Raw genomic sequence first — 19260 nt, 5'->3', positions numbered from 1 at the left:
TGAAATACTTATAGGTTGCAAAGAAAGCTATAAGCGTTTTAAAGAAAGGTTGAAGTCGTGCAAAGAAAGCTTTAATGCTTTTTAGCAAGGACTTAATGCCTTGAGAGAATTTTCGGATCTTTTTGGCGTTTAACCAAAAACTGGCCTAAAGGGATCCTAATTTGCACGGTGATGCTTGGCTTGGGTGCTTGGCTACAGTGTGGAGGTTGGAACGAGTACCAACACTGTTGTTTATTTATGCCATTGGGGTATCTGCATTATGTCAAGACGCAAAAGGTTGTCTCCAACGTTGGAAAAGGCTGAGCTACGGGCTGCGTCGATGGACTCGATTGAGCAGAAGCTAGATTTGGGTAACGGGCACACGCTGGAGCTATATTGGGAAGCGATTAACGCTTTGCGGGCTAAGCAGCAGCAGTATAATGCGCTGCTATCGAGTGTGGATAACCTGTATAACGAGCTACTGGCCGATGAGCGGGCACTTGGCGAAATGTCTGAACATATGCTGAGCGGAGTGAAGGTGAAGTTTGGCCGCGATAGTTATGAGTATGAGATGGCGGGTGGTGTGCGGCGCTCTGATCGTAAGCGACCTCAGCGTAAGGTAGCAATGCCTGTTGTATAGGAACAGACAAAAACTGAATAGCAAAAGGGCGATCGCATACAAATACGCGATCGCCCTTTTTTTAAATTTGCCAAAACAAAACTCTAGCCAGCTTGCACTTTATCAATAGTCCCAGTCATGTATGTGGTTGATGTTTTGCTTACACTAATCTACGGGCATCCTGGCTAACTAATATAATCTCTAAAGACTAAACACACCGTAGATCAGATGAAGTGCTAGCGGAATACAACAAAGTTCAGCTTGATATAAATATTGTGCCTTACTTAGGCTACACCCTTAGCGGGTAAGCAAAAGCTTGAATACAGATGAATGCAGGCTTTACTTATATTTTAATAGTTTAAAGGTGATTTGTAAATATGACTGGAATTCTAAATTTTGTAATACCAATCTTACATCCAGAAAATGCTAAAAACTGGCATGTAGTGAAGAAAAATCTAGAAGAGACAATGCGATCGATATCAGGACAGATTAGTGATAACTGGAGGGCGACAATTGTTGCGAACAAAGAATCTGATCTTCCTGAGCTACGACCAAAATTTCAGATTAATTATGTAGACTTCCCCCCAAATCCTATTTTTGAGAAGGGAAGTCAAAATATTGAAACTTTTCGTGATGCTGTTCGTCTTGATAAAGGGCGTAGGTTACTTTCTGGAATGCTTCATGTCAGAAAGTATTCAACTGATGATGATTACATTATGACTGTGGATGGGGATGACTTGATCAGTTGTAATTTAGCTTCCTTCGTAGGACAAAATTCAGGCGCAAATGGTTGGTATATACCAACAGGTTTTTTTTGGGAAGATGGAGGAAAACTATTGTATAAAAGCTCTATCTTTTCGAGAAGATGTGGGACCTCACATATCGTTAAAATTGGCCTTTTGTCTTTGCCAAATAGTTTTGATGCCGCTCAAGATGATTATGTGAAGAATATGCTGGGTAGTCATATTTTCATAAAAGATTTTATGGAGAAACAAAAAACTCCTTTAGATCCCCTATCCTTCCCTGGTGCTGTATATCGCATCAATCATTCAGAATCACATAGCAAATCGTCAGGACTGTTAGGTAAGGTTTTTCTTCAAAATGGCGTTTTGAAGAGTCCCAAGAAAGTCATATCAGAAACTTTAAAGTTTCGGCTAATTAATACTTCCTTTAAAAAAGAGTTTTGGGGTGTTTAAATGTTTTCAAAATTAGCGTAACTTTTCGGCTTAATTTACTTGACGAGATCCAGATAAAGACGACACGTCGCAATATTTACTTTTCTATGTTCTTAAAGATTTTCAATCCAGTCCAGTACCTTTTCAAACAATCGGTCAAATCTACCGGATTTTGGAGCGACAACGCTTTGGTGCTGCGAGAGCTAAAGCCCCTTCGCAACACGGTTGTGGCGGCGATTGTATTTTCGGTACTGGGTGCCTTCGCGGAAGGTGGCACTGTTGGCATTATTGCCTCGTTTTTGCAAGGGTTAACTAACCCCGGCGAGCCACCGCTGCAAACGGGTTGGGCTTGGTTTGATGTTACTGTGCTGGCTACCCAAGCAGCCCCAGCGGCGCGCATCTATCGCCTATCAGCGCTTATTTTGGTTTTGATTTGGGGACGAGCAGCGTTTTCTTATCTGGCCCTAATCATGTCGCGATCGGTGACGTTTAACCTGGTCGAAAATCTGCGCCTGCGCATTTTTGACCAGTTACAGCGAGTGCAGCTGAGCTACTACACCGAAACGCGAGGCAGTGACCTGGTTAGCAGCGTTGTGGCCGATGTCAACAATGTGCAGCAGGTGTTTGGGGTATTAACCACTTTTTTGACTCAGGGCACAACGTTGCTGGCTTACCTAGCGGCTATGGTCTTGCTGTCGTGGCAATTGACAGTAATCTCTATTCTGCTGTTTGGGTTGATGTCGCTAGGCATTAGCAGCATGACCCGGCGCGTACGCGAAATTAGCTTTGAGGTGCCCAAGGCCAACAAGCAAATGACTGGGGTGCTGTTGTCGTTTATCAACGGCATTCGCACGGTGCATGCCTCGGGTACCCAGGAGTATGAGCAGCAGCGCTTCGTTGAGGCAACCGAGAAGGTGCGCAAGGCTAACCTTAACCTAGAGGGCCTTGCGGCGTTGGTGAATCCTTTAGTGCAGGCAGCGGCGGCCACCATACTGATTTTGATGGTGGCTATCACGTTTAATTTCTTGATTGTGAGTGGACAGATGCAAGCGTCGACGGTGTTGACGTTTTTGTTTGCGCTGACCCGGTTAACGCCTTTTGTGTCGTCGCTTAACAGTTCTAAAACCAAGCTGAGTAGCTTACAGGGGGCAATGCACAGCGTTAACGACTTGCTGAGAGAAGACAACAAGCCCTATCTGCAAGATGGCACTGTTATATTTAGCAAGTTGCAACGGTCAATTGATTTGGTTGGGGTTGATTTTGGCTACAAGCCCAACGAGCCAGTGCTGCACGACATTACTTTGTCGATTAAACAGGGAGAGACCACGGCATTGGTGGGATCTTCGGGGGCAGGCAAGACCACTCTAGCCGATCTCATACCTCGATTTTATGACCCCAATCGAGGCAAGGTTTTGGTGGATGGTGTTGACCTGCGCAATTTGCGAATTAACTCGTTTCGCCAGCACATGGCCATTGTGAGCCAAGACACGTTTATTTTTCATGATACAGTGCGGGCCAATATTGCTTACGGAACCACGGACGTAACTGATAGTGCCATTGTGGAGGCGGCCCGACAGGCTAATGCATTGGAGTTCATTTTGGCGCTGCCTGAGCAGTTTGAAACCGTGCTAGGTGATCGCGGCGTGCGGCTTTCCGGTGGGCAACGGCAGCGCATTGCCATCGCTAGAGCGCTGCTGCGAAACCCCGACATTTTGATCTTAGATGAGGCGACGAGTGCGCTAGATTCAGTGACGGAGCAGTTGATTCAAGAGTCTTTAGAGCAGTTGTCAAAGGGTAGAACGGTAATTGCGATCGCCCACCGTCTATCGACAATCTCGAGCGCAGATAAAGTAGTGGTTTTAGATAAAGGCCGTGTTGTAGAGCAGGGCAGCTATCAAGAACTGCTCTATCAGCAAGGGGCACTATGGAAATACCATCAAATGCAATTTGAAATGGCCTCAAGCTAAGCCTGATGACTACCGCTCTAACCAGTTGTAAATTGCTATGTAAGTATAGGATTTCCAATTATGGCAAGCTCTGAAGATCAGTTAATTAGTGTCATTGTTGTATCTGACTTCGAAGGTGCAGAGAGCAAACTTTGGAGCGATGAAGAAGTCATGTTGAAGGCATTAGCCCAGCAAGATTTTACTGAACAATTTGAGGTAGTCTTAGTAGAGAATGGAGAGTTCCAAGACCAGGTACCAAAAGGTCTTTATGAGATTTTTCCAAGGCTAAAGCTACTGTTTACCAACGAGACACAGTCGGCTAGCCTAAAAGACTATGGAGTAGAGCACACCACTAGCAACCTGGTAGCCGTGCTAGAAGCTGACTGTCCTCCTAACCGTAAGTGGCTAAGGGTACTGGCCGAATCTATGCGGCAAAACCCTGATATTGCTGTGGTCAGCGGCAGAACGAGCTACGGCGATGAAACCATGTATAAGCGGGTAATGAGCCTGCTCGACCGCAGCTGGGACGACTATGGCAAGCCTAGCTACACGCCAATCATCTCTAATAACGGTGCTCTCTATAAACGAGAGGTGCTAGAAAAGTTTCCTTACCCAGAAACGATTACACCATTTCTGTCGGCTACGCTGCGCAACAACCAAATAAGAGATGCTGGATATAAATTTTACTTTGAGCCAGAGGCGGTAATGCGTCATGCTATTGGCGGTTTAAATTTTGTTGCCGATGTACGACGTAATAAGGGCTACTCAGCGCTGAAATATTTAGGCTATGGCACAGGCTATGGAGCCATGATTAGGGTAATGACCCATCGCTGGCGCGATCACATTTTCTGCTTTGTCAAAAAAGGGTTCAAGTACTTGAAGCCCCAAGATTGGCCACTTGCTATTTTGATGATATTCATTGTTCCTTTCTTTGAGATTCCTGGCATGATCGACGCCATCAAACAAGTAAAGGAAATTCCTAATACCTCTTATAGGTAGAGTATATTTTGTTTTCACAAACCACCGCTGCCTAGATTTCATCTTGCCAGCAATAAGCGTTTGCTAATGAATCTCATGAATGGTTGCTTTGAATAGCTTCTTATAGTGAAAGCTAGCTTTGGAGACATCGTTAGCTCATCAGTCATAATGTTGATTTGCTTGACACACATGTCGAAAATAATCAATCAAATTCTCATCTTCAAATAAATATCTTATCGATTGGAATATGTTAAGCAAAAACGGCATAACAATTTGTGGTTTTTACGGAAACTTTAACTTGGGCGATGAGGCCATGCTTGAGGGAATGATTGACCTTTTCAGGACTTGTCAAGATGACTTAAAGTTTACGATTATTTCTAATAATCCAAAGGATACACTTCGACGTTTCAACGTCCCTGCTATTAGGATGAAGAGCCCTAAGGTATGGCCTGCGATTGCCAAAAATAGGCATTTCGTTCTCGGTGGTGGTGATCTCTTGCGAGATAGCGTCCACAAATCTGTGGCAGCAAGCTGGCTTCCCTATATGCAAAAAGCGATAGCTCTGAAGCGAAATACTATGCTTTTGGGAGTAAGCGTAGGTGAAATTTGGCGCCAGGAGACTAAAGAACTGGTTCCAAAAGTTCTGAATAAAGTAAATTTAATCGCGGTTAGAGACGATCTCTCGAAAGCTAGATTAGAAGAATTAGGTGTGTCTCAGAAAATATACGTTATGAGCGATTTGGCTCTACAGAGCTTGGCGCTTAAATCGAATAAAACTAAAAAAGACTTTATAGAAAGAAAAGCGAATACCCGTCTAGAAGTTGGAGTTTCGGTTAGGAATCTAGATGGTAGAGGACGATCTCTAGATGGTGCTGACCATAACAAACTTCAGGGTGAAATAGCAAAAATAATTGACTCTCTAATCGAAAAATATGAGGCTCGGGTTCACCTTATCCCATTTAGAACTTTAGAGAACTCGTTGCATCCTATAGATGACGATTATGTCAGTTCTCTCGAAGTTTTGCGTCACAGCCGCTACTCAGCTCAGTGCATAGTTCATCGATGCTTTACTTCGCTTGACGAGCTAGGCCAACTCATTTCGAGGCTCGACCTGATGATGGGAATGAGACTTCATTCCCTGATCCTCTCATCTGGCATGGGTGTTCCAGTGATTGCTGCACAATATGATCCTAAAGTTGAAGGATTTATGAGGGAAATTGGCCAATCACATCTCTCATTTCCTCTTTCAGAATTTACTCATAAAAAGATTTTTCCAGTCTTGTGCGACACTCTTGATAACTTGCCGGTAGTTGCTAATAAAATGACTGAAAGTGTATCAAACTACGAGCGGAGAATTGAGACTTTAGAAAGCGATTTGAAGAGCATTTTAAGTTGATTCTGAATTGGTTTAATCTTAATACTAAGTTCTATATCTAAACATTTGTAAGTACCTGTGATGAAAGTTAGCTTTGCTCCAAAATTAGCGGGTATCAATCCCTACCAGGAGAAACTGGCCAGTGGCCTAGCTGATTTATCGGTGCAGCTCCAGGGTGTGGAGTGGCACAGAGCATATCTTCCAGCAGCAGTTAGCGCATGGGAGCCTGATATTATCCACCTCCACTGGATTCATCAGTACTTTGACTCCCCCAATCCTTTAAGAAGTCTTATTAAATTCGTTAAATTTTTTCTAGGCTTAGTGGTGTTAAAGTTCCAGAAAAAAACAATTGTCTGGACAGCCCATAACTTGAAAAGCCATGACAGCAAACGTCCCTGGCTCGATGTAGTGGCTACCAAATGGGTGATCCGTCTGGCAGATGGCATTATTGTTCATTCGGCGGCAGCCAAACAAGACATTCTTGACACCTTTCGGGTGAACAGCTCCAGCAAACTCTTTGTCATTCCCCACGCCAATTACATTGGTCAGTACCCCAACACCATTACCCAGGCTGATGCGCGCGCGCAATTGAGCATTGCGCCTTCCGAGTTTGTTTTTCTATTTTTTGGCCTGATTCGAGCCTACAAAGGTGTGCCTGATATCCTCGACGCCTACCGTCAGCTGTCGGGAGATGCCACGCTGCGGTTGCTGATTGCTGGTGCTGCTAAAGACACAGTCCTACTAGAGCAAATTCAGCACTATGCCGAGAGCAATCCTACTATCACTTTGGATGTTCGCTTCATCCCCGATGAGGAGGTTCAGGTTTACATGAACGCTAGCGATGTCGTGCTGCTGCCCTATCGTCAGTTTTTAACCTCCGGGGCGGTGCTGCTGGCTATGTCCTTTGCCCGTGCCTGTATTGCCCCTCGCCAGGGCTGCATTCCCGAACTCCTAGACGATGACGATGCGTTTTTGTATGATCCGGCCCAGCCCGATGGGCTGCTCAATGCCATGCAGACTGCCCTAGAACAGCGGGGGCGCGTGACTCAAATGGGGCAGCACAACTACACCAAGGCCCAGCAGTGGAGCTGGGAATGGGTTGCCCAAAGAACCCAAGATGTGTATGAGAAATGTCTGCAATGGGGTGAACCATGACTCAACCCGTCGTCTCGATTATTATTCCGGTCTACAACGATCGCGATCGCCTGGCTCTCTGCCTTGATGCTTTAGACCACCAGACCTACCCCAGTGACCAGTACGAAGTCATCGTCATTGACAACGGCTCCGATGCCCCTCTCGCCGACCTAGTTAGCCAGTTTAAACAAGTCCGTCTAACCCACGAAAACCAACCAGGCTCCTACGCTGCTCGCAACCACGGCCTTACCCTAGCCCGTGGTGAAATTATCGGCTTCACCGATTCCGACTGCATTCCCGCCAAAAACTGGATTGAAACTGGAGTGGCCCAATTCTTGGCTACTCCCAATTGTGGCCTAGTAGCGGGCAAAATCGAGCTTTTCTTCAAACAGTGCGATCGCCCCACCGCCGTCGAGCTATTCGACAGCCGTAACTTTTTACAGCAGCACCGCTATATCACCGAAGACCACTACGGAGCCACCGCTAACCTATTTACCTCCAAAGCCATTTTTGATGCTGTTGGACTCTTTAACGCCCAGCTCAAATCGGGTGGCGATCGTGAATGGGGGCAGCGAGTCTACGCCGCAGGTTACCCACAGATCTATGCTGACGACGTTTGCATCGCCCACCCTGCCCGCCACTCCTGGCCTGAAATTTCTAAAAAAATTGTGCGCGTTATTGAGGGACGCTACAAGATGGAACACCAGCAAACTGAGCCTATAACCCGATTTTTAAAGCGTATGGCCTGGCAAACCCGCCCCCCAATGCAGGATATTAGCCGAGTTTTTGCAGACAAAAAAGTTCCTAGCCTGCATCATCGTCTAAAGCTGAGTATGGTATTTATTTCTATTCGCTACCTTAGCCTTTGGAAAGAGATTCAACTTTATTTCAAAGCTCGACTGGCTCAATAGTCATAACTGTGTTACCTACACAAAAGCTTTAGATTATGGTTAACCTAACTGCTTTAACACCTGATATTAGCGTAGTTATTCCAACCTATAACCGAGCTGATATTCTCTCTAGAACCATTGATAGTGTTCTACAACAAACCTATCGAAATCTGGAGCTCATCATTGTTGATGATGGCTCTACCGACGGTACCGCAGCCCTAGTCAGCGCCATTGATGATGCCAGAGTGCGCTTTATGCCTCTAGGCAAAAATCGAGGCGGTGGTTATGCTCGCAACCAGGGCATTAAGGCTGCTGCCGGCAAATACATTGCCCTGCTCGACAGCGATGACGAATGGCTGCCTAACAAACTGGAGCTTCAGATTGCCCTGCTCGACAGCGCTACTGACCCCAAAGTGGTTGCCGCCTACTGTACCTACTACGAGCGTCATGAGCTTACCAAGCGCGATGTGTTCATTGGCACTACCCATGCTGGCGATATCTTTGACCGGCTGCTAGCCGGATGGTGCCCGCCTTCGTCAGCGGTGCTCACACACCGTGAGGCCCTGCTTGAAGTCGATGGCTTTGACGAGAACCTGCCCAGCTTTCAAGACTTCGACCTGTGGCTGCGGCTAGCGCAGGCGGGCTATCGTTTTGTAGTAGTCGATCAGCCAATGTTGATCAAGCACGTCCATTCAGGGTTGCAGGTGAGTACTAACCCTGCTGCCAAACTTAAGGGATTTGAAATTTTTGAGCAGCGCTGGGGCCAGACTATCAAGCAACGCCTGAGCGTGCAGACCTACGAACGTTGGGCTGCCCAACACCTAGCCTACGTCCAGTTGAGTCAGTTTCGGGTAGCTTTGGCTAAAGGAAAGATATTGGCCGCCTGGAAATTTTTTATCGGCATGACCCAGTATTTACCCCACTCTAGAAAGCTGATGATTAAGGGATTTTTGTTTGCGATTTTAGGCAGCAAACGCTATGCCAAGTTGGCTGAGTCGAATGCTGTAAAAGGTAGTTAAGTTTCCTTTTTAGCCCTTTACCTAGCCTGTTAAGCCATGAAATTTTCGCTCATACTAGCCACGCTGGGCCGTACTTTTCAGGTTAAAACTTTTTTAGAAAGCCTGGATCAGCAGAGCTATCGAGATTTTGAGTTGATTGTGGTCGATCAAAATTCTGATGATCGACTACTGTCGTTGCTAACTCCTTATAAAAACCATTTTTCAATACTTCATCTACGTTCTAAAAAAGGTCTTTCCCTTGCCCGTAATGTCGCCTTAAAGCAAATATCAGGAGATCTGGTTGCTTTTCCAGACGATGACTGCGCTTACACTCCTGATCTGTTGGAAGAAGTTGCCCATTTTTTCAAAGAACAACCGGAACTTTCTGGTCTTGTAGGCCGCGCAGTTAACCAGCAAGGGAATGATTCATCTGGCCGCTGGGATCATGTGGCTGGCACTGTTAATGCCTTTAATGTTTGGCGGAGAGGAACATCCTTCACTATCTTTCTACGACGAGCTGTCGTAGATGCAATTGGACCGTTTGATGAAACATTAGGTGTTGGGGCTTCAACACCCTGGGGGTCTGGTGAGGATATTGACTATTTACTACGAGCTGTGAGTGCAGGATTATATTACGATCCATCCTTTCTAGTTATTCATCCCACCAAGGTTGAAGCTTTAGAGAGTGTCCAGTCCTTAGAAGCAATTCAACCTAAGACACCACATGCCAAGACTTACTTCTATGCTATGGGCAGAGGTCGAGTACTTCGTAAGCATAACGCACCTTTTTGGTTCCTTCTGTACAACTGGTTTCGGCCATGTACAGGCATTATTTTGTCCTTACTTCAAGGAAAGATCGACAGAGTTAAATCGCACTGGGCAACTCTTAAAGGAAGAGTACAGGGTTGGTTAGGCTGGGCGTAAGCTCAACTAAAATGTAGCTACTTTTTATTAAACAGTAATGCAAGTTTTTTTTTACACTAGATATTTCTCGCCTGATCTTAAATACATTATGAGTGAGGGCACTAAAAAATCGCTCCATGGTCTCTGCACTGGTATGGCAGCCTGCGGAGTAGACGTCACCCTCCTATGCGAAGGCAGTTCTGGATATGTACATGAAATGCCTGAGAGATATGTAATACGTAGCTTTAAGCAAAACGAAAAGCAAAAAAAACTTTTTTTGCCTTTAGCTCTAAAAAAATTTATAGCAGAAAACTTAGATGCTAACACTCCCATATTTCTCAGCGGCATCTTTCAACCCAAAATCTATTTATTATCTCGCTTTTTGAAAAGACATCACATTCCTTACATTTATGTTCCCCACGATCCATATGCACCTTCTATTTTTAGCAAGAACGCTCATCTAAAGTGGCCCTACTGGCTTTTGTGCGAGCGCCTCTTGCTAAAAAATGCGTCTGCTGTTCAAGTTCTAGACCCTAGACATGAGACTTATCTGCGAAACCTTAATATCAGGACTCCTGTTGTGTCTGTGCCCAATGGTTTTTCTGAAAATGACGTTGTGGATGAGTCATCACTAACTTGGCAGTGCAATGACGTCCCACAGCTTTACTTTCTAGGTCGTTTTGACGCCCACAATAAAGGGCTAGATCTACTGCTTAGGGCATTTGCTCAAATTTTGCCTAAAAGCCCAGCCCATTTAACCCTGCAAGGGGTAGACAAAGGAGATAAATTCTTATTGGAGAAATTAGCTAGAACGCTATCAATTCAAGATCATGTTACCTTTTTAGCTCCTGACTATAATCTTCCTTCTTCATCTTTAATTCAGCAATATGATATTTTTTGTCTTCCATCACGGTTTGAGGGATTTGGTTTGTCGGCTTTAGAAGCAATGGTAAGCGCTCGTGTTTTACTAGTGTCTAATGTTGCAGGTATTGCACCTCATGTAGAAAGTGCTAAATGTGGAGTTACCGTTGAACCAACGGTTCCTGCCATTAGCAAGGGATTATCTAAATTGTTTGAACAAAATAATCAATGGAAAGCTATGGGATTAGCTGGCAGAAGTTATGCTTCTTCAAATCTTCAATGGAAGTGCATTGCTCAGAAAGCAATGCATGACTATCAATGGTCGGTTTAAACTTTCTTTTGTCAAGACAAATATTTCGCTCTTGGCTTATTGATTCTATTTTAGGCTGGGACTGATTGAAGTGTAAATTACCATAATTGTTTCTTAAAACTTTGAACTAAACTTCAATATCTTACACTTGAATTAGTTTTAACAACCGACAGTAAATTTAGGCTTTCTGCCTCTTCTGCGGTGGACCGTTCAGAAAGCGCGGGGGTTTTCAGTACTTGCTTAAGAGACTCGGACCATTAGCGTTTAAATTCTCATTTTAATAATTTGCACACATTGCTAATTTTAAGGCGCTATATGCAAGTTATGTCTAGCTAATTTTATCGTTTTGCTAGTAGTTTTCTGATTTTTTATTTGTTAAACCATGAACCCAATCAAAGACTTTAAAGTAGCCTTTTTGCTTCCATCCACATGGTTTTATTGGCAGCCTGTTTTAGCCAAACTAGCAATTAAATTTCCTCAAACAAAATTGTTTACTACGCATTGGACTGGTTTTTCAAAAGGTTTGGATCAGGCTTTTTTGGTTCAAGAACTAAGTCAAAGAAAATTCGTTGAAATTAAATCGTCAAAAGAAGGATATAGTTATGGATTTACCTATCTACCGTTAGGAATAGTAAACAAATTATTAGAGTTTAAGCCAAACTTTATTTTTTCAAACTCTTTCGGCATTTGGACCATCCTTGCCATTCTTGCTAAACCTCTAGGACGATGGAAAATTATCATTGCCTATGAGGGTAGTTCGCCAAACGTTGATTACGCTAAATCACCGTTGCGGCTAGGCATCCGCAAGGTAATGGCTAAGTTTTCTGATGGTTTGGTGACTAATAGTCAAGCAGGTGAACGTTACTTAGTTGAGGTTTTAAAAATTAGCCCAGATAAAGTTTATAAAAAGCCTTATGAAGTACCTGTCGCTGAGGCGTTTTTAGATAAACAGTTAGACTCGACAGATTTACCGATAGAGCCAGGCAAAAAGATCTTTCTTTATGTGGGTAAAATTGTACCTCGTAAAGGAATTCACTATCTATTGAACGCCTGCGTAGCTCTTAAGAAGAGTGACATTGAGGATTTCGCACTAGTAATTATAGGTAACGGCAACCAAAAAAATGAACTTGAAGAATTTTGCAACAAAAACGGTCTTAACAGTCACGTATTTTGGCTAGGGCGTATTGATTATCAACAATTAGGCGCATATTTCAAAAAAGCAGATGTCTTTGTTTTACCAACCCTTGAAGATACGTGGGGTATGGTTGTTCTTGAGGCAATGTTGTTTTCAAAACCGATTTTGTGCTCTAAGTGGGCTGGTTCGTCTGATCTAGTCGAACATGGCAAAAACGGATATGTTTTTGATCCTCGAGATACCAACGAATTATCTCGCTATATGGCCTCCTTTATAAAGGATGGTGAAAAAGTTATCCGGATGGGTCACGAATCTGGTGAAACCATTAAACAGTTTACTCCAGCGCAAGCTGCTGATAATTTTGTTGAAATCATTGTGAACACGATGGATTAATCGTTCATAACCGTAGACATGCCTGTGGATTCCTGACGAGACTGCTATCTGATTCTATTTATCCCTTTTATCCCAGCCCGTGTATTCACACCCAAAACTATGAAAATGCGTCTTATTTTCTTGAGAAAGTTTTCATCTAAGCTATTTAGAAAGCTTAGAGAGGGTTTGGCTATATTAATTTTACCCTTGGCAAATCTAATATTTTATCTTCGTCATCAGGAGATAGCTCAAAAAAAGAAGATTATCTTTGCTTTGACCCCTCCTGCCCATCTGAACAATATTGGTGATCATGCTCAGGTTATAGCGATAAGGAATTGGCTAAAAAAACATTTTCCCAATCTTCCGGTTATAGAGCTTGATAAAGAAGAATCTAAATATTATTTAGCGGCTTTAAAGAAGCTTGTTTCAGAGGACGACCTAATCATCTTTCAGAGTGGGGGTAACTTAGGCGAAAGGGGAATGTGGACCGAGAGATTTCGTCGTCTTTTGATATCGTCTTTTCCTAATAATAAGATTATCAACCTGCCGCAGTCTATTCAGTTTAGCGATACTCAGTACGGCAATCAGGAAAAGGAAAACACAAAGCGTATATACGGCGAACATCCTGACTTGGTGATGATCGCTAGAGACAGCATGAGTGAAATGATCGCTCAGGAGCTTTTCCCAAAGGCCCTTGTCTTTAAAATGCCTGATTTTGTTTTAGCACTTCCTCCGAGGAACGTTTCTAAATCTACTACTACACCGAAGATTTTGTTATGTCTCCGGCATGATGATCAATCGGCTCTGACAGATGATAGCCGAAAAAATATCGAAGAATTAATTCCTTATGAGTGTAGTAGCTTCGACACTGAAACAGATTTCCCAATTGCCAAGAAGCTACAGGAGAAAGTTGTAACTGAAACCTTAGACAAGTTTTGTGAGTTTGATGCGATTGTCACCGATCGGTTTCATGGTCTAATATTCTCAGTTGTTTGTCGAAAGCCTTGCATTGTTGTGCCAACAGTTGACCATAAACTTACTTATGGAATTCAGTGGTTTAGCGATTTGTCCTTTATAAAATTAGCAAAAAACCATGATGAAATTCCTCATTTGCTTGAGGAATGTATAGCAATAGAAGAACGAAATACTCCCGACTGGAACTCATCTTATTTTGATCACATACCTAGAATGGCTGGAATTTCTTAATGGTATTTCTGGAAGCTCTGTACATATTTGGAATTGTTTATGTCTCAACTCGAGAAGAAAAATATAGTTATTTTCAATAGTATTCTTCTTGCTAAATCAGAAACTTTTATTAAAGCTCAAGCGGAAAGCCTAAAAGAGTACAATTATTTTTTTGCTGGCTCTCGCTCAATTGAGGGCATATCTTTGCCTCCTCAAAAATTAATTACCGTCAATCGAGGAGGAGTACTAGGTTTTTTTAGTGAAGGCTTCTTTAAAGTCTCAGGTTTTGCTCCTAGATTCTATCAAGATCTTGGGAAACTAGAGCCGTCTTTAATACATGCTCACTTTGGACTAAGCGGATCATTAGCTCTACCTGTTGCTGCCAAGATGAAACTACCTTTGGTAGTGACCTTTCATGGATCAGATGCAACCTCCACCGATCAATATGCTCGTAAAGCCTCTCTAAACCATCGAATTTATTTGAGAAGGCGCGAGCGGCTTAAGAAAGACGCAACAACTTTCATTGCGGTTTCAAATTTTATTAAAGCTAAGCTTTTAGAGAAAGGGTTCCCTGACAAAAAAATTGTTGTTCATTATATTGGCGTTGATATAGAAAAGTTTACTCCAAAAATAGCGGTTAAACGCAAGCCAACTATACTCTTTGTAGGGCGGCTGACTGAAAAGAAAGGCCTCGAATATCTCATTCAGGCTATGGCCAAGGTGGAAATGATTATGCCTGAAATTGAATTGCTGATTGTTGGTGATGGGCCACTTCGGAAACCATTAGAAAATTTGGCTTCACAAACGCTAACAAACTACAGATTTTTAGGTTCTCAGCCCCACGATAAGATTCGAGACCTTATGAATGAATCTATGCTTTTAGCAGCACCTAGTGTAACTTCGTCAACCGGTGACTCCGAAGGTTTACCCATGGTCATATTAGAAGCTTTAGCTATGGGATTGCCAATCGTAAGCTCTTTTCATGCCGGCATACCAGAGGCGGTTCTACATGGAAGAAATGGATTGCTCGCTCAGGAAAAAGACTTTGGTACGATTGCAGATCACATCTTATTAATCCTACAAAATCGGACATTATGGCAAAAGTTTAGCATGGCCGGAAGAAGTCATGTTGTGGAAAACTTTGATCTAAGAAATCAAGCCATAAAGCTGGAAGAAATTTATTCTAAAGCGGTTGAAGAAGCTACGCTTTTGACGTGATATCTTGAGTAACTTGCCTAGTATTTTTGCAGCATTTATTTAAGTTCTAAAACCCGGTCAGAGCTTGTATGGACTTGATTAAAGTCTTTTATTTGATTTTTTATTAATTGATGAAACCACTTAACATTTTGATCTCTGCCTACGCCTGTCAGCCTCACATGGGCTCAGAGCCTGGTGTTGGCTGGCACCTTGCTCAAGAAATGGCCCAGCACCACCAGGTTTGGGTACTCACTCGCACTAGCAATCAATCGGCAATTGAGGCTGAACTAGCTCAGCACCCTATCGATACTCTGTCATTTCTATACTGCGATCCGCCCCCGGTCGCTAACTGGTTGCCCCGAGCTCATGTGCCCCACTATTACGCTTGGCAAGTGGGTGCCTACTTTGCTGCTAAGGCATTCCTTAAAACTGTAGATATCGATCTGATTCACCATGTTACTTATGTGCGCTACTCTACCCCTAGCTTTTTGGCGTTGCTGCCTGTGCCTTTTGTTTGGGGTCCTGTGGGAGGAGGCGAAATGGCTCCCAAATCTTTTTGGAGAGACTTTAGCCGCCGAGGCCAGTCCTATGAAATAGTACGTAGCTTAGTGCACCGTGTAGGTGAGCTAGATCCCTTTACCGCTATGACAGCCCGCCGCAGTGCTCTGGTCAAAGCTACCACCCCCGATACCGCCCGCCGCTTGCAGCCTTTTGGTGTGACACAGTTAAAAGTCGAGTCAGAGTCAGGCCTGTCAAACCAAGAAATTGCTCAGCTTAGCCAGTGTCCTACACCTAGTCCAACGCCCTTTCGCTTTATTAGCATGGCTCGCCTGCTGCACTGGAAAGGGCTGCACTTGGGCCTGCGCGCCTTTGCTGCTGCTCAACTGCAGCCCGATGCTGAGTACTGGATTTTGGGCGAAGGACCAGAGCGAGCCAGCCTACAGGCCTTGGCGGAGCAGCTTGGCGTAGCTGAGCGGGTTAAGTTTTTAGGTCGCCTACCTAGGGCCGAGACACTTCAACAGCTGGGTCAGTGCCACGCCTTGGTACACGCCAGCCTACACGACTCTGGGGGTTGGGTTTGCCTTGAAGCCATGGCCGCCGGTCGCCCAGTAATTTGCTTAGATCTAGGTGGGCCTAGTGTACAGGTCACCGCAGAAACTGGCATAAAAATTCCTGCTACCGACCCTGTTCAGACTGTTCAAGGTCTGTCCACCGCTATGGCGAAACTTGCCTACGCCCCCGAGCTATGCCATCAGATGGGTGCTGCTGGGCAACGACGGGTGCGACAGCACTTTTCATGGGAAGCCAAAGGCCGAGAACTGAGCCAACAGTACCGCGCTATTTGCCAGGAGGTTGCCCCATGCGCATCCTAAGTATTCATAATGCCTACCAAATTAGGGGAGGAGAAGACGAGTCATGCGCTGCTGAAGAGCGTCTGCTCGAAAACTATGGACACCAGGTCGATCGCTACACTGCCACCAACGACGATATTCCCACCTACAACCCTTTGCGGTTGGCAGCCAAAACCATCTGGTCACAGACTGCCTACAAGGCTGTGCGACAAACCCTACGGGCCAACCGCTACGACGTTGTGCATGTGCAAAACTTCTTTCCGCTGATTTCGCCTTCGGTATACTATGCTGCCCAGGCTGAGGGAGTACCTGTGGTGCAGACCCTGCGGAACTATCGACTCATTTGTCCCAACGCCCTTTTTTTTCGTGATGGACAAGTATGCGAAGACTGCGTAGGCAAGGCAATTCCCTACCCTGGGATTATGCATGGCTGCTACCGCCAGAGCAAACCTGCTAGTGCCATGGTTACAGCCATGATCAGCACCCATCGAGTGTTGAAAACTTGGGATAGGCAAGTGAATTTGTTTGTTGCTCTCACCCAATTTGCCAAACAAAAGCTGGTAGAAGGAGGCCTAGTAGCCGACAAAATTATCGTTAAGCCCAACTTTATTGATCCTGATCCTGGGGTGGGCAGCGGCAGCGGCGGTTTTGCACTATATGTGGGTCGTCTCTCAGTAGAAAAGGGGTTAGACACTCTAATCGATGCCTGGCGACAACTAGCCGTACCTTACCCGCTTAAGATTGTCGGTGATGGCCCTTTAGCAGACATGGTAAAAGATGCTACCCAGACCATACCGGCGATAGAGTGGCTGGGCCGTAGGCCTATGAGTGAGGTGCATACCCTCATGGGAGAAGCCAGCTTCTTGATTTTTCCGTCGAAGTGGTATGAGACCTTTGGGCGAGTAGCAGTAGAAGCCTTTGCCAAAGGTACCCCAGTAGTGGCAGCGAAAATTGGGGCGATCGCTGAGCTGGTAGAAGCTGGAAGAACTGGACTGGTTTTCGAACCTGGTAACGCTCAAAGCTTAGCGCAGCAGGTGCAGTACATGCTTAATGACCCGGACCAACAGGCCATCATGCGCCGGATCGCTCGCCAAACTTATTTAGACCGCTATACCGCTACCCAGAACTATAGCTACATCAAAAGTATTTATGAGAAAGCTATATTCAGCAGAGCAGTTTAATGACCAATTATCACTCTTTCAATAGTTATATAACCAAGAATCAGATAAGGGGATTTATATCTAACCCCAGCCTGGTTTTGGTTGCCTTTGCCAGTGCCTTCTTTCCGAGAATAATTGAGGCTATGGGGGCACCAGCACCTATAAATTTTCTACACTTCTGTATCACACCCATTGTGTGCTTGCTGGTCTACCTCCGTTGCGGAAAAACCAGTTTTAAGCAGAAATCAATTGTCCGGTCAATTTTGATAGGTCTCTATGTTTACTTTGCTGTGAGCACTGCCAGCGCCATTGTCAATAATGCTGGAGCCGTAAACATTTTTCTAAATTTCATGATTCAGTCAGAGCCGTTTTTGGTCCTGTCAGCAATTATCAGCATCTCATTCAATGAGCAAAACTTAGGAAAATTTAGACGATGGATAATGGGTTTTGGCTTACTACACATAGCCCTATCTTTGGGTCAATACTTAGCTTTAAAGGCAGGTATTCTTACATACAGTCGCCTAACTCTCAATGACAATGTTCAAGGCGTTTTTTATTTGTCTAACGGCGGCCATGTGGTGGGCGGCACTGTAGTTTTTATCTATGCTATCTACTTTTATATAACAGCTAAAAAGGCCGGCTTTGGGTTGCGAGCAGCGGTGCTAGCTGCTGGATTTCTTGAAATTTTAGTGGCTGATGCAAAACAAGTCCTCCTAGTCGCGGCTGTAGCTTGGATTGTGTTAATCATCAGCCGCACTAACGATATCAAAAAGACGCTTAAATACACATTGCTAGCTGCTGTAGTCATCTATGGATTTTACTGGTGTATTTACAATATAGATGTCGCCTATCTAAGCTCATTCCGAACTTGGATTAGACCCGAGATTTATGGCCCTAACGGCGATGCCACCCTTCAAAAACTTCTACCTCTACGCTCAATTCCTGAGTATTATACGTCAATCTTAAACTGGTTCTTGGGGCTAGGGCCAGGGCATACAGTGGGGCGCATTGGCGGTTGGATGATTCGCGATTACGACAGTTTACTTGACCCGCTAGGTGCAACTCGTCACCCAGTAGTACAATCCATTTGGGATTATTGGCTTAGCGGTTATCTCGATTCCAGCTTTTTCTCACCCTTCTGGACATGGGCAGGTGTTTGGGGAGATGGTGGCTTTATAGGCCTAGGCGTTTATGTCAGCCTCTGGGTGTTACTTTGGAACAGGGTCTGCGTAGATGATCTCTCCCGATTTTTACTGTTAAACGTCATAGTCAACGGTTTTATTATGACCGGCATGGAAGAACCTGGGTTTATGCTCACTATTGCCGTGTTACTGGGATTACGATGGCACGAACTGAATCCTGTGTCATCTCAGAGTCGGCAAAGCTTCTTTAACGGCAAAAATAGGTATCTGGCTTAAAGCCTGCTGCCGTTCTATAAATTTTTAGTGAAGACCACTCAATCGTTCTCTAAGTCTCCGGGTTTGATATAGCCCAGCAGAAAGATGTGATGGTGATCCTCTTCTGTGGCTCTACAACCTACCCGTCGTCTTCTATGTGTTAGCTATGACTAGTACTTCTAGTTCCCCATTTGCCACTGTGCCCCGATCACAAGCCCCTGGTGGCATCATCTTCTTAGTTCTTGGCTTAGCCTGCATTCTAGGCTTTGTGATGAACCTTCTGACTGCTGCCAT

16 protein-coding genes are annotated in these 19260 nt (G+C 44.5%); all 16 read left to right on the top strand.

The features are described 5' to 3' along the window. The first annotated feature begins 277 nt into the window (after positions 1 to 277). The 16 genes from H6F75_RS02750 to H6F75_RS02675 all read left to right on the top strand — a co-directional run bounded on the left by H6F75_RS02750 (position 278) and on the right by H6F75_RS02675 (position 18987). Positions 278 to 619, top strand: coding sequence for a hypothetical protein (locus H6F75_RS02750; protein ID WP_206754662.1), 342 nt, complete (start codon positions 278 to 280; stop codon positions 617 to 619). Between the two features lie 356 nt (positions 620 to 975). Next, on the top strand, positions 976 to 1794 hold the full coding sequence (locus H6F75_RS02745) for a galactosyl transferase (protein WP_190748990.1): 819 nt from the start codon (positions 976 to 978) through the stop codon (positions 1792 to 1794). Positions 1795 to 1880: 86 nt separating this feature from the next. Next, positions 1881 to 3740 carry a heterocyst formation ABC transporter subunit HepA gene (gene hepA / locus H6F75_RS02740; RefSeq protein WP_190748988.1) on the top strand — a complete coding sequence of 620 codons (1860 nt, stop codon included), beginning with the start codon at positions 1881 to 1883 and terminating at the stop codon, positions 3738 to 3740. A gap of 60 nt (positions 3741 to 3800) precedes the next feature. Next, positions 3801 to 4718, top strand: coding sequence for a glycosyltransferase (locus H6F75_RS02735; protein WP_190748986.1), 918 nt, complete (start codon positions 3801 to 3803; stop codon positions 4716 to 4718). A gap of 226 nt (positions 4719 to 4944) precedes the next feature. Then, complete coding sequence (locus H6F75_RS02730) at positions 4945 to 6093, top strand: polysaccharide pyruvyl transferase family protein (protein ID WP_190748984.1); 1149 nt, start codon at positions 4945 to 4947, stop codon at positions 6091 to 6093. Positions 6094 to 6480: 387 nt separating this feature from the next. Beyond that, positions 6481 to 7227 carry a glycosyltransferase family 4 protein gene (locus H6F75_RS02725; RefSeq protein ID WP_190748982.1) on the top strand — a complete coding sequence of 249 codons (747 nt, stop codon included), beginning with the start codon at positions 6481 to 6483 and terminating at the stop codon, positions 7225 to 7227. Continuing rightward, positions 7224 to 8117, top strand: a complete 894-nt coding sequence (locus H6F75_RS02720; RefSeq protein WP_190748980.1) for a glycosyltransferase — start codon at positions 7224 to 7226, stop codon at positions 8115 to 8117. The genes H6F75_RS02725 and H6F75_RS02720 overlap by 4 nt, the downstream gene beginning before the upstream one ends. A gap of 35 nt (positions 8118 to 8152) precedes the next feature. Beyond that, the gene (locus tag H6F75_RS02715; protein ID WP_190748979.1) at positions 8153 to 9115 is read left to right on the top strand and encodes a glycosyltransferase family A protein; all 963 of its coding nucleotides are present in this window, start codon (positions 8153 to 8155) and stop codon (positions 9113 to 9115) included. 36 nt (positions 9116 to 9151) lie between these two features. Next, a complete protein-coding gene (locus H6F75_RS02710) occupies positions 9152 to 10018 on the top strand; it encodes a glycosyltransferase (protein ID WP_190748976.1) in 867 nt (288 codons plus the stop codon). Positions 10019 to 10106: 88 nt separating this feature from the next. Next, the gene (locus tag H6F75_RS02705; protein WP_190748975.1) at positions 10107 to 11189 is read left to right on the top strand and encodes a glycosyltransferase; all 1083 of its coding nucleotides are present in this window, start codon (positions 10107 to 10109) and stop codon (positions 11187 to 11189) included. A gap of 361 nt (positions 11190 to 11550) precedes the next feature. Further along, positions 11551 to 12696 carry a glycosyltransferase family 4 protein gene (locus tag H6F75_RS02700; RefSeq protein ID WP_199303717.1) on the top strand — a complete coding sequence of 382 codons (1146 nt, stop codon included), beginning with the start codon at positions 11551 to 11553 and terminating at the stop codon, positions 12694 to 12696. Between the two features lie 99 nt (positions 12697 to 12795). Beyond that, a complete protein-coding gene (locus tag H6F75_RS02695) occupies positions 12796 to 13881 on the top strand; it encodes a polysaccharide pyruvyl transferase family protein (RefSeq protein ID WP_190748973.1) in 1086 nt (361 codons plus the stop codon). A 39-nt stretch (positions 13882 to 13920) separates the two neighbouring features. Then, complete coding sequence (locus H6F75_RS02690) at positions 13921 to 15078, top strand: glycosyltransferase (protein ID WP_190748971.1); 1158 nt, start codon at positions 13921 to 13923, stop codon at positions 15076 to 15078. 110 nt (positions 15079 to 15188) lie between these two features. Then, on the top strand, positions 15189 to 16430 hold the full coding sequence (locus H6F75_RS02685) for a glycosyltransferase (protein ID WP_190748969.1): 1242 nt from the start codon (positions 15189 to 15191) through the stop codon (positions 16428 to 16430). Next, positions 16418 to 17590: a glycosyltransferase gene (locus H6F75_RS02680; protein ID WP_190748967.1), complete on the top strand. Its 1173-nt coding sequence runs from the start codon at positions 16418 to 16420 to the stop codon at positions 17588 to 17590. The genes H6F75_RS02685 and H6F75_RS02680 overlap by 13 nt, the downstream gene beginning before the upstream one ends. Further along, positions 17590 to 18987, top strand: coding sequence for a hypothetical protein (locus tag H6F75_RS02675; RefSeq protein ID WP_190748965.1), 1398 nt, complete (start codon positions 17590 to 17592; stop codon positions 18985 to 18987). The genes H6F75_RS02680 and H6F75_RS02675 overlap by 1 nt, the downstream gene beginning before the upstream one ends. The last annotated feature ends 273 nt before the right edge of the window (positions 18988 to 19260 follow it).

Origin of the sequence: Nodosilinea sp. FACHB-131 (assembly GCF_014695395.1) — a bacterium.
Taxonomy (GTDB): Bacteria; Cyanobacteriota; Cyanobacteriia; order Phormidesmidales; family Phormidesmidaceae; genus Nodosilinea.
The sequence above is the reverse complement of the archived record's forward strand: the minus strand, read 5'-3'. Positions and strand labels throughout refer to the sequence as shown.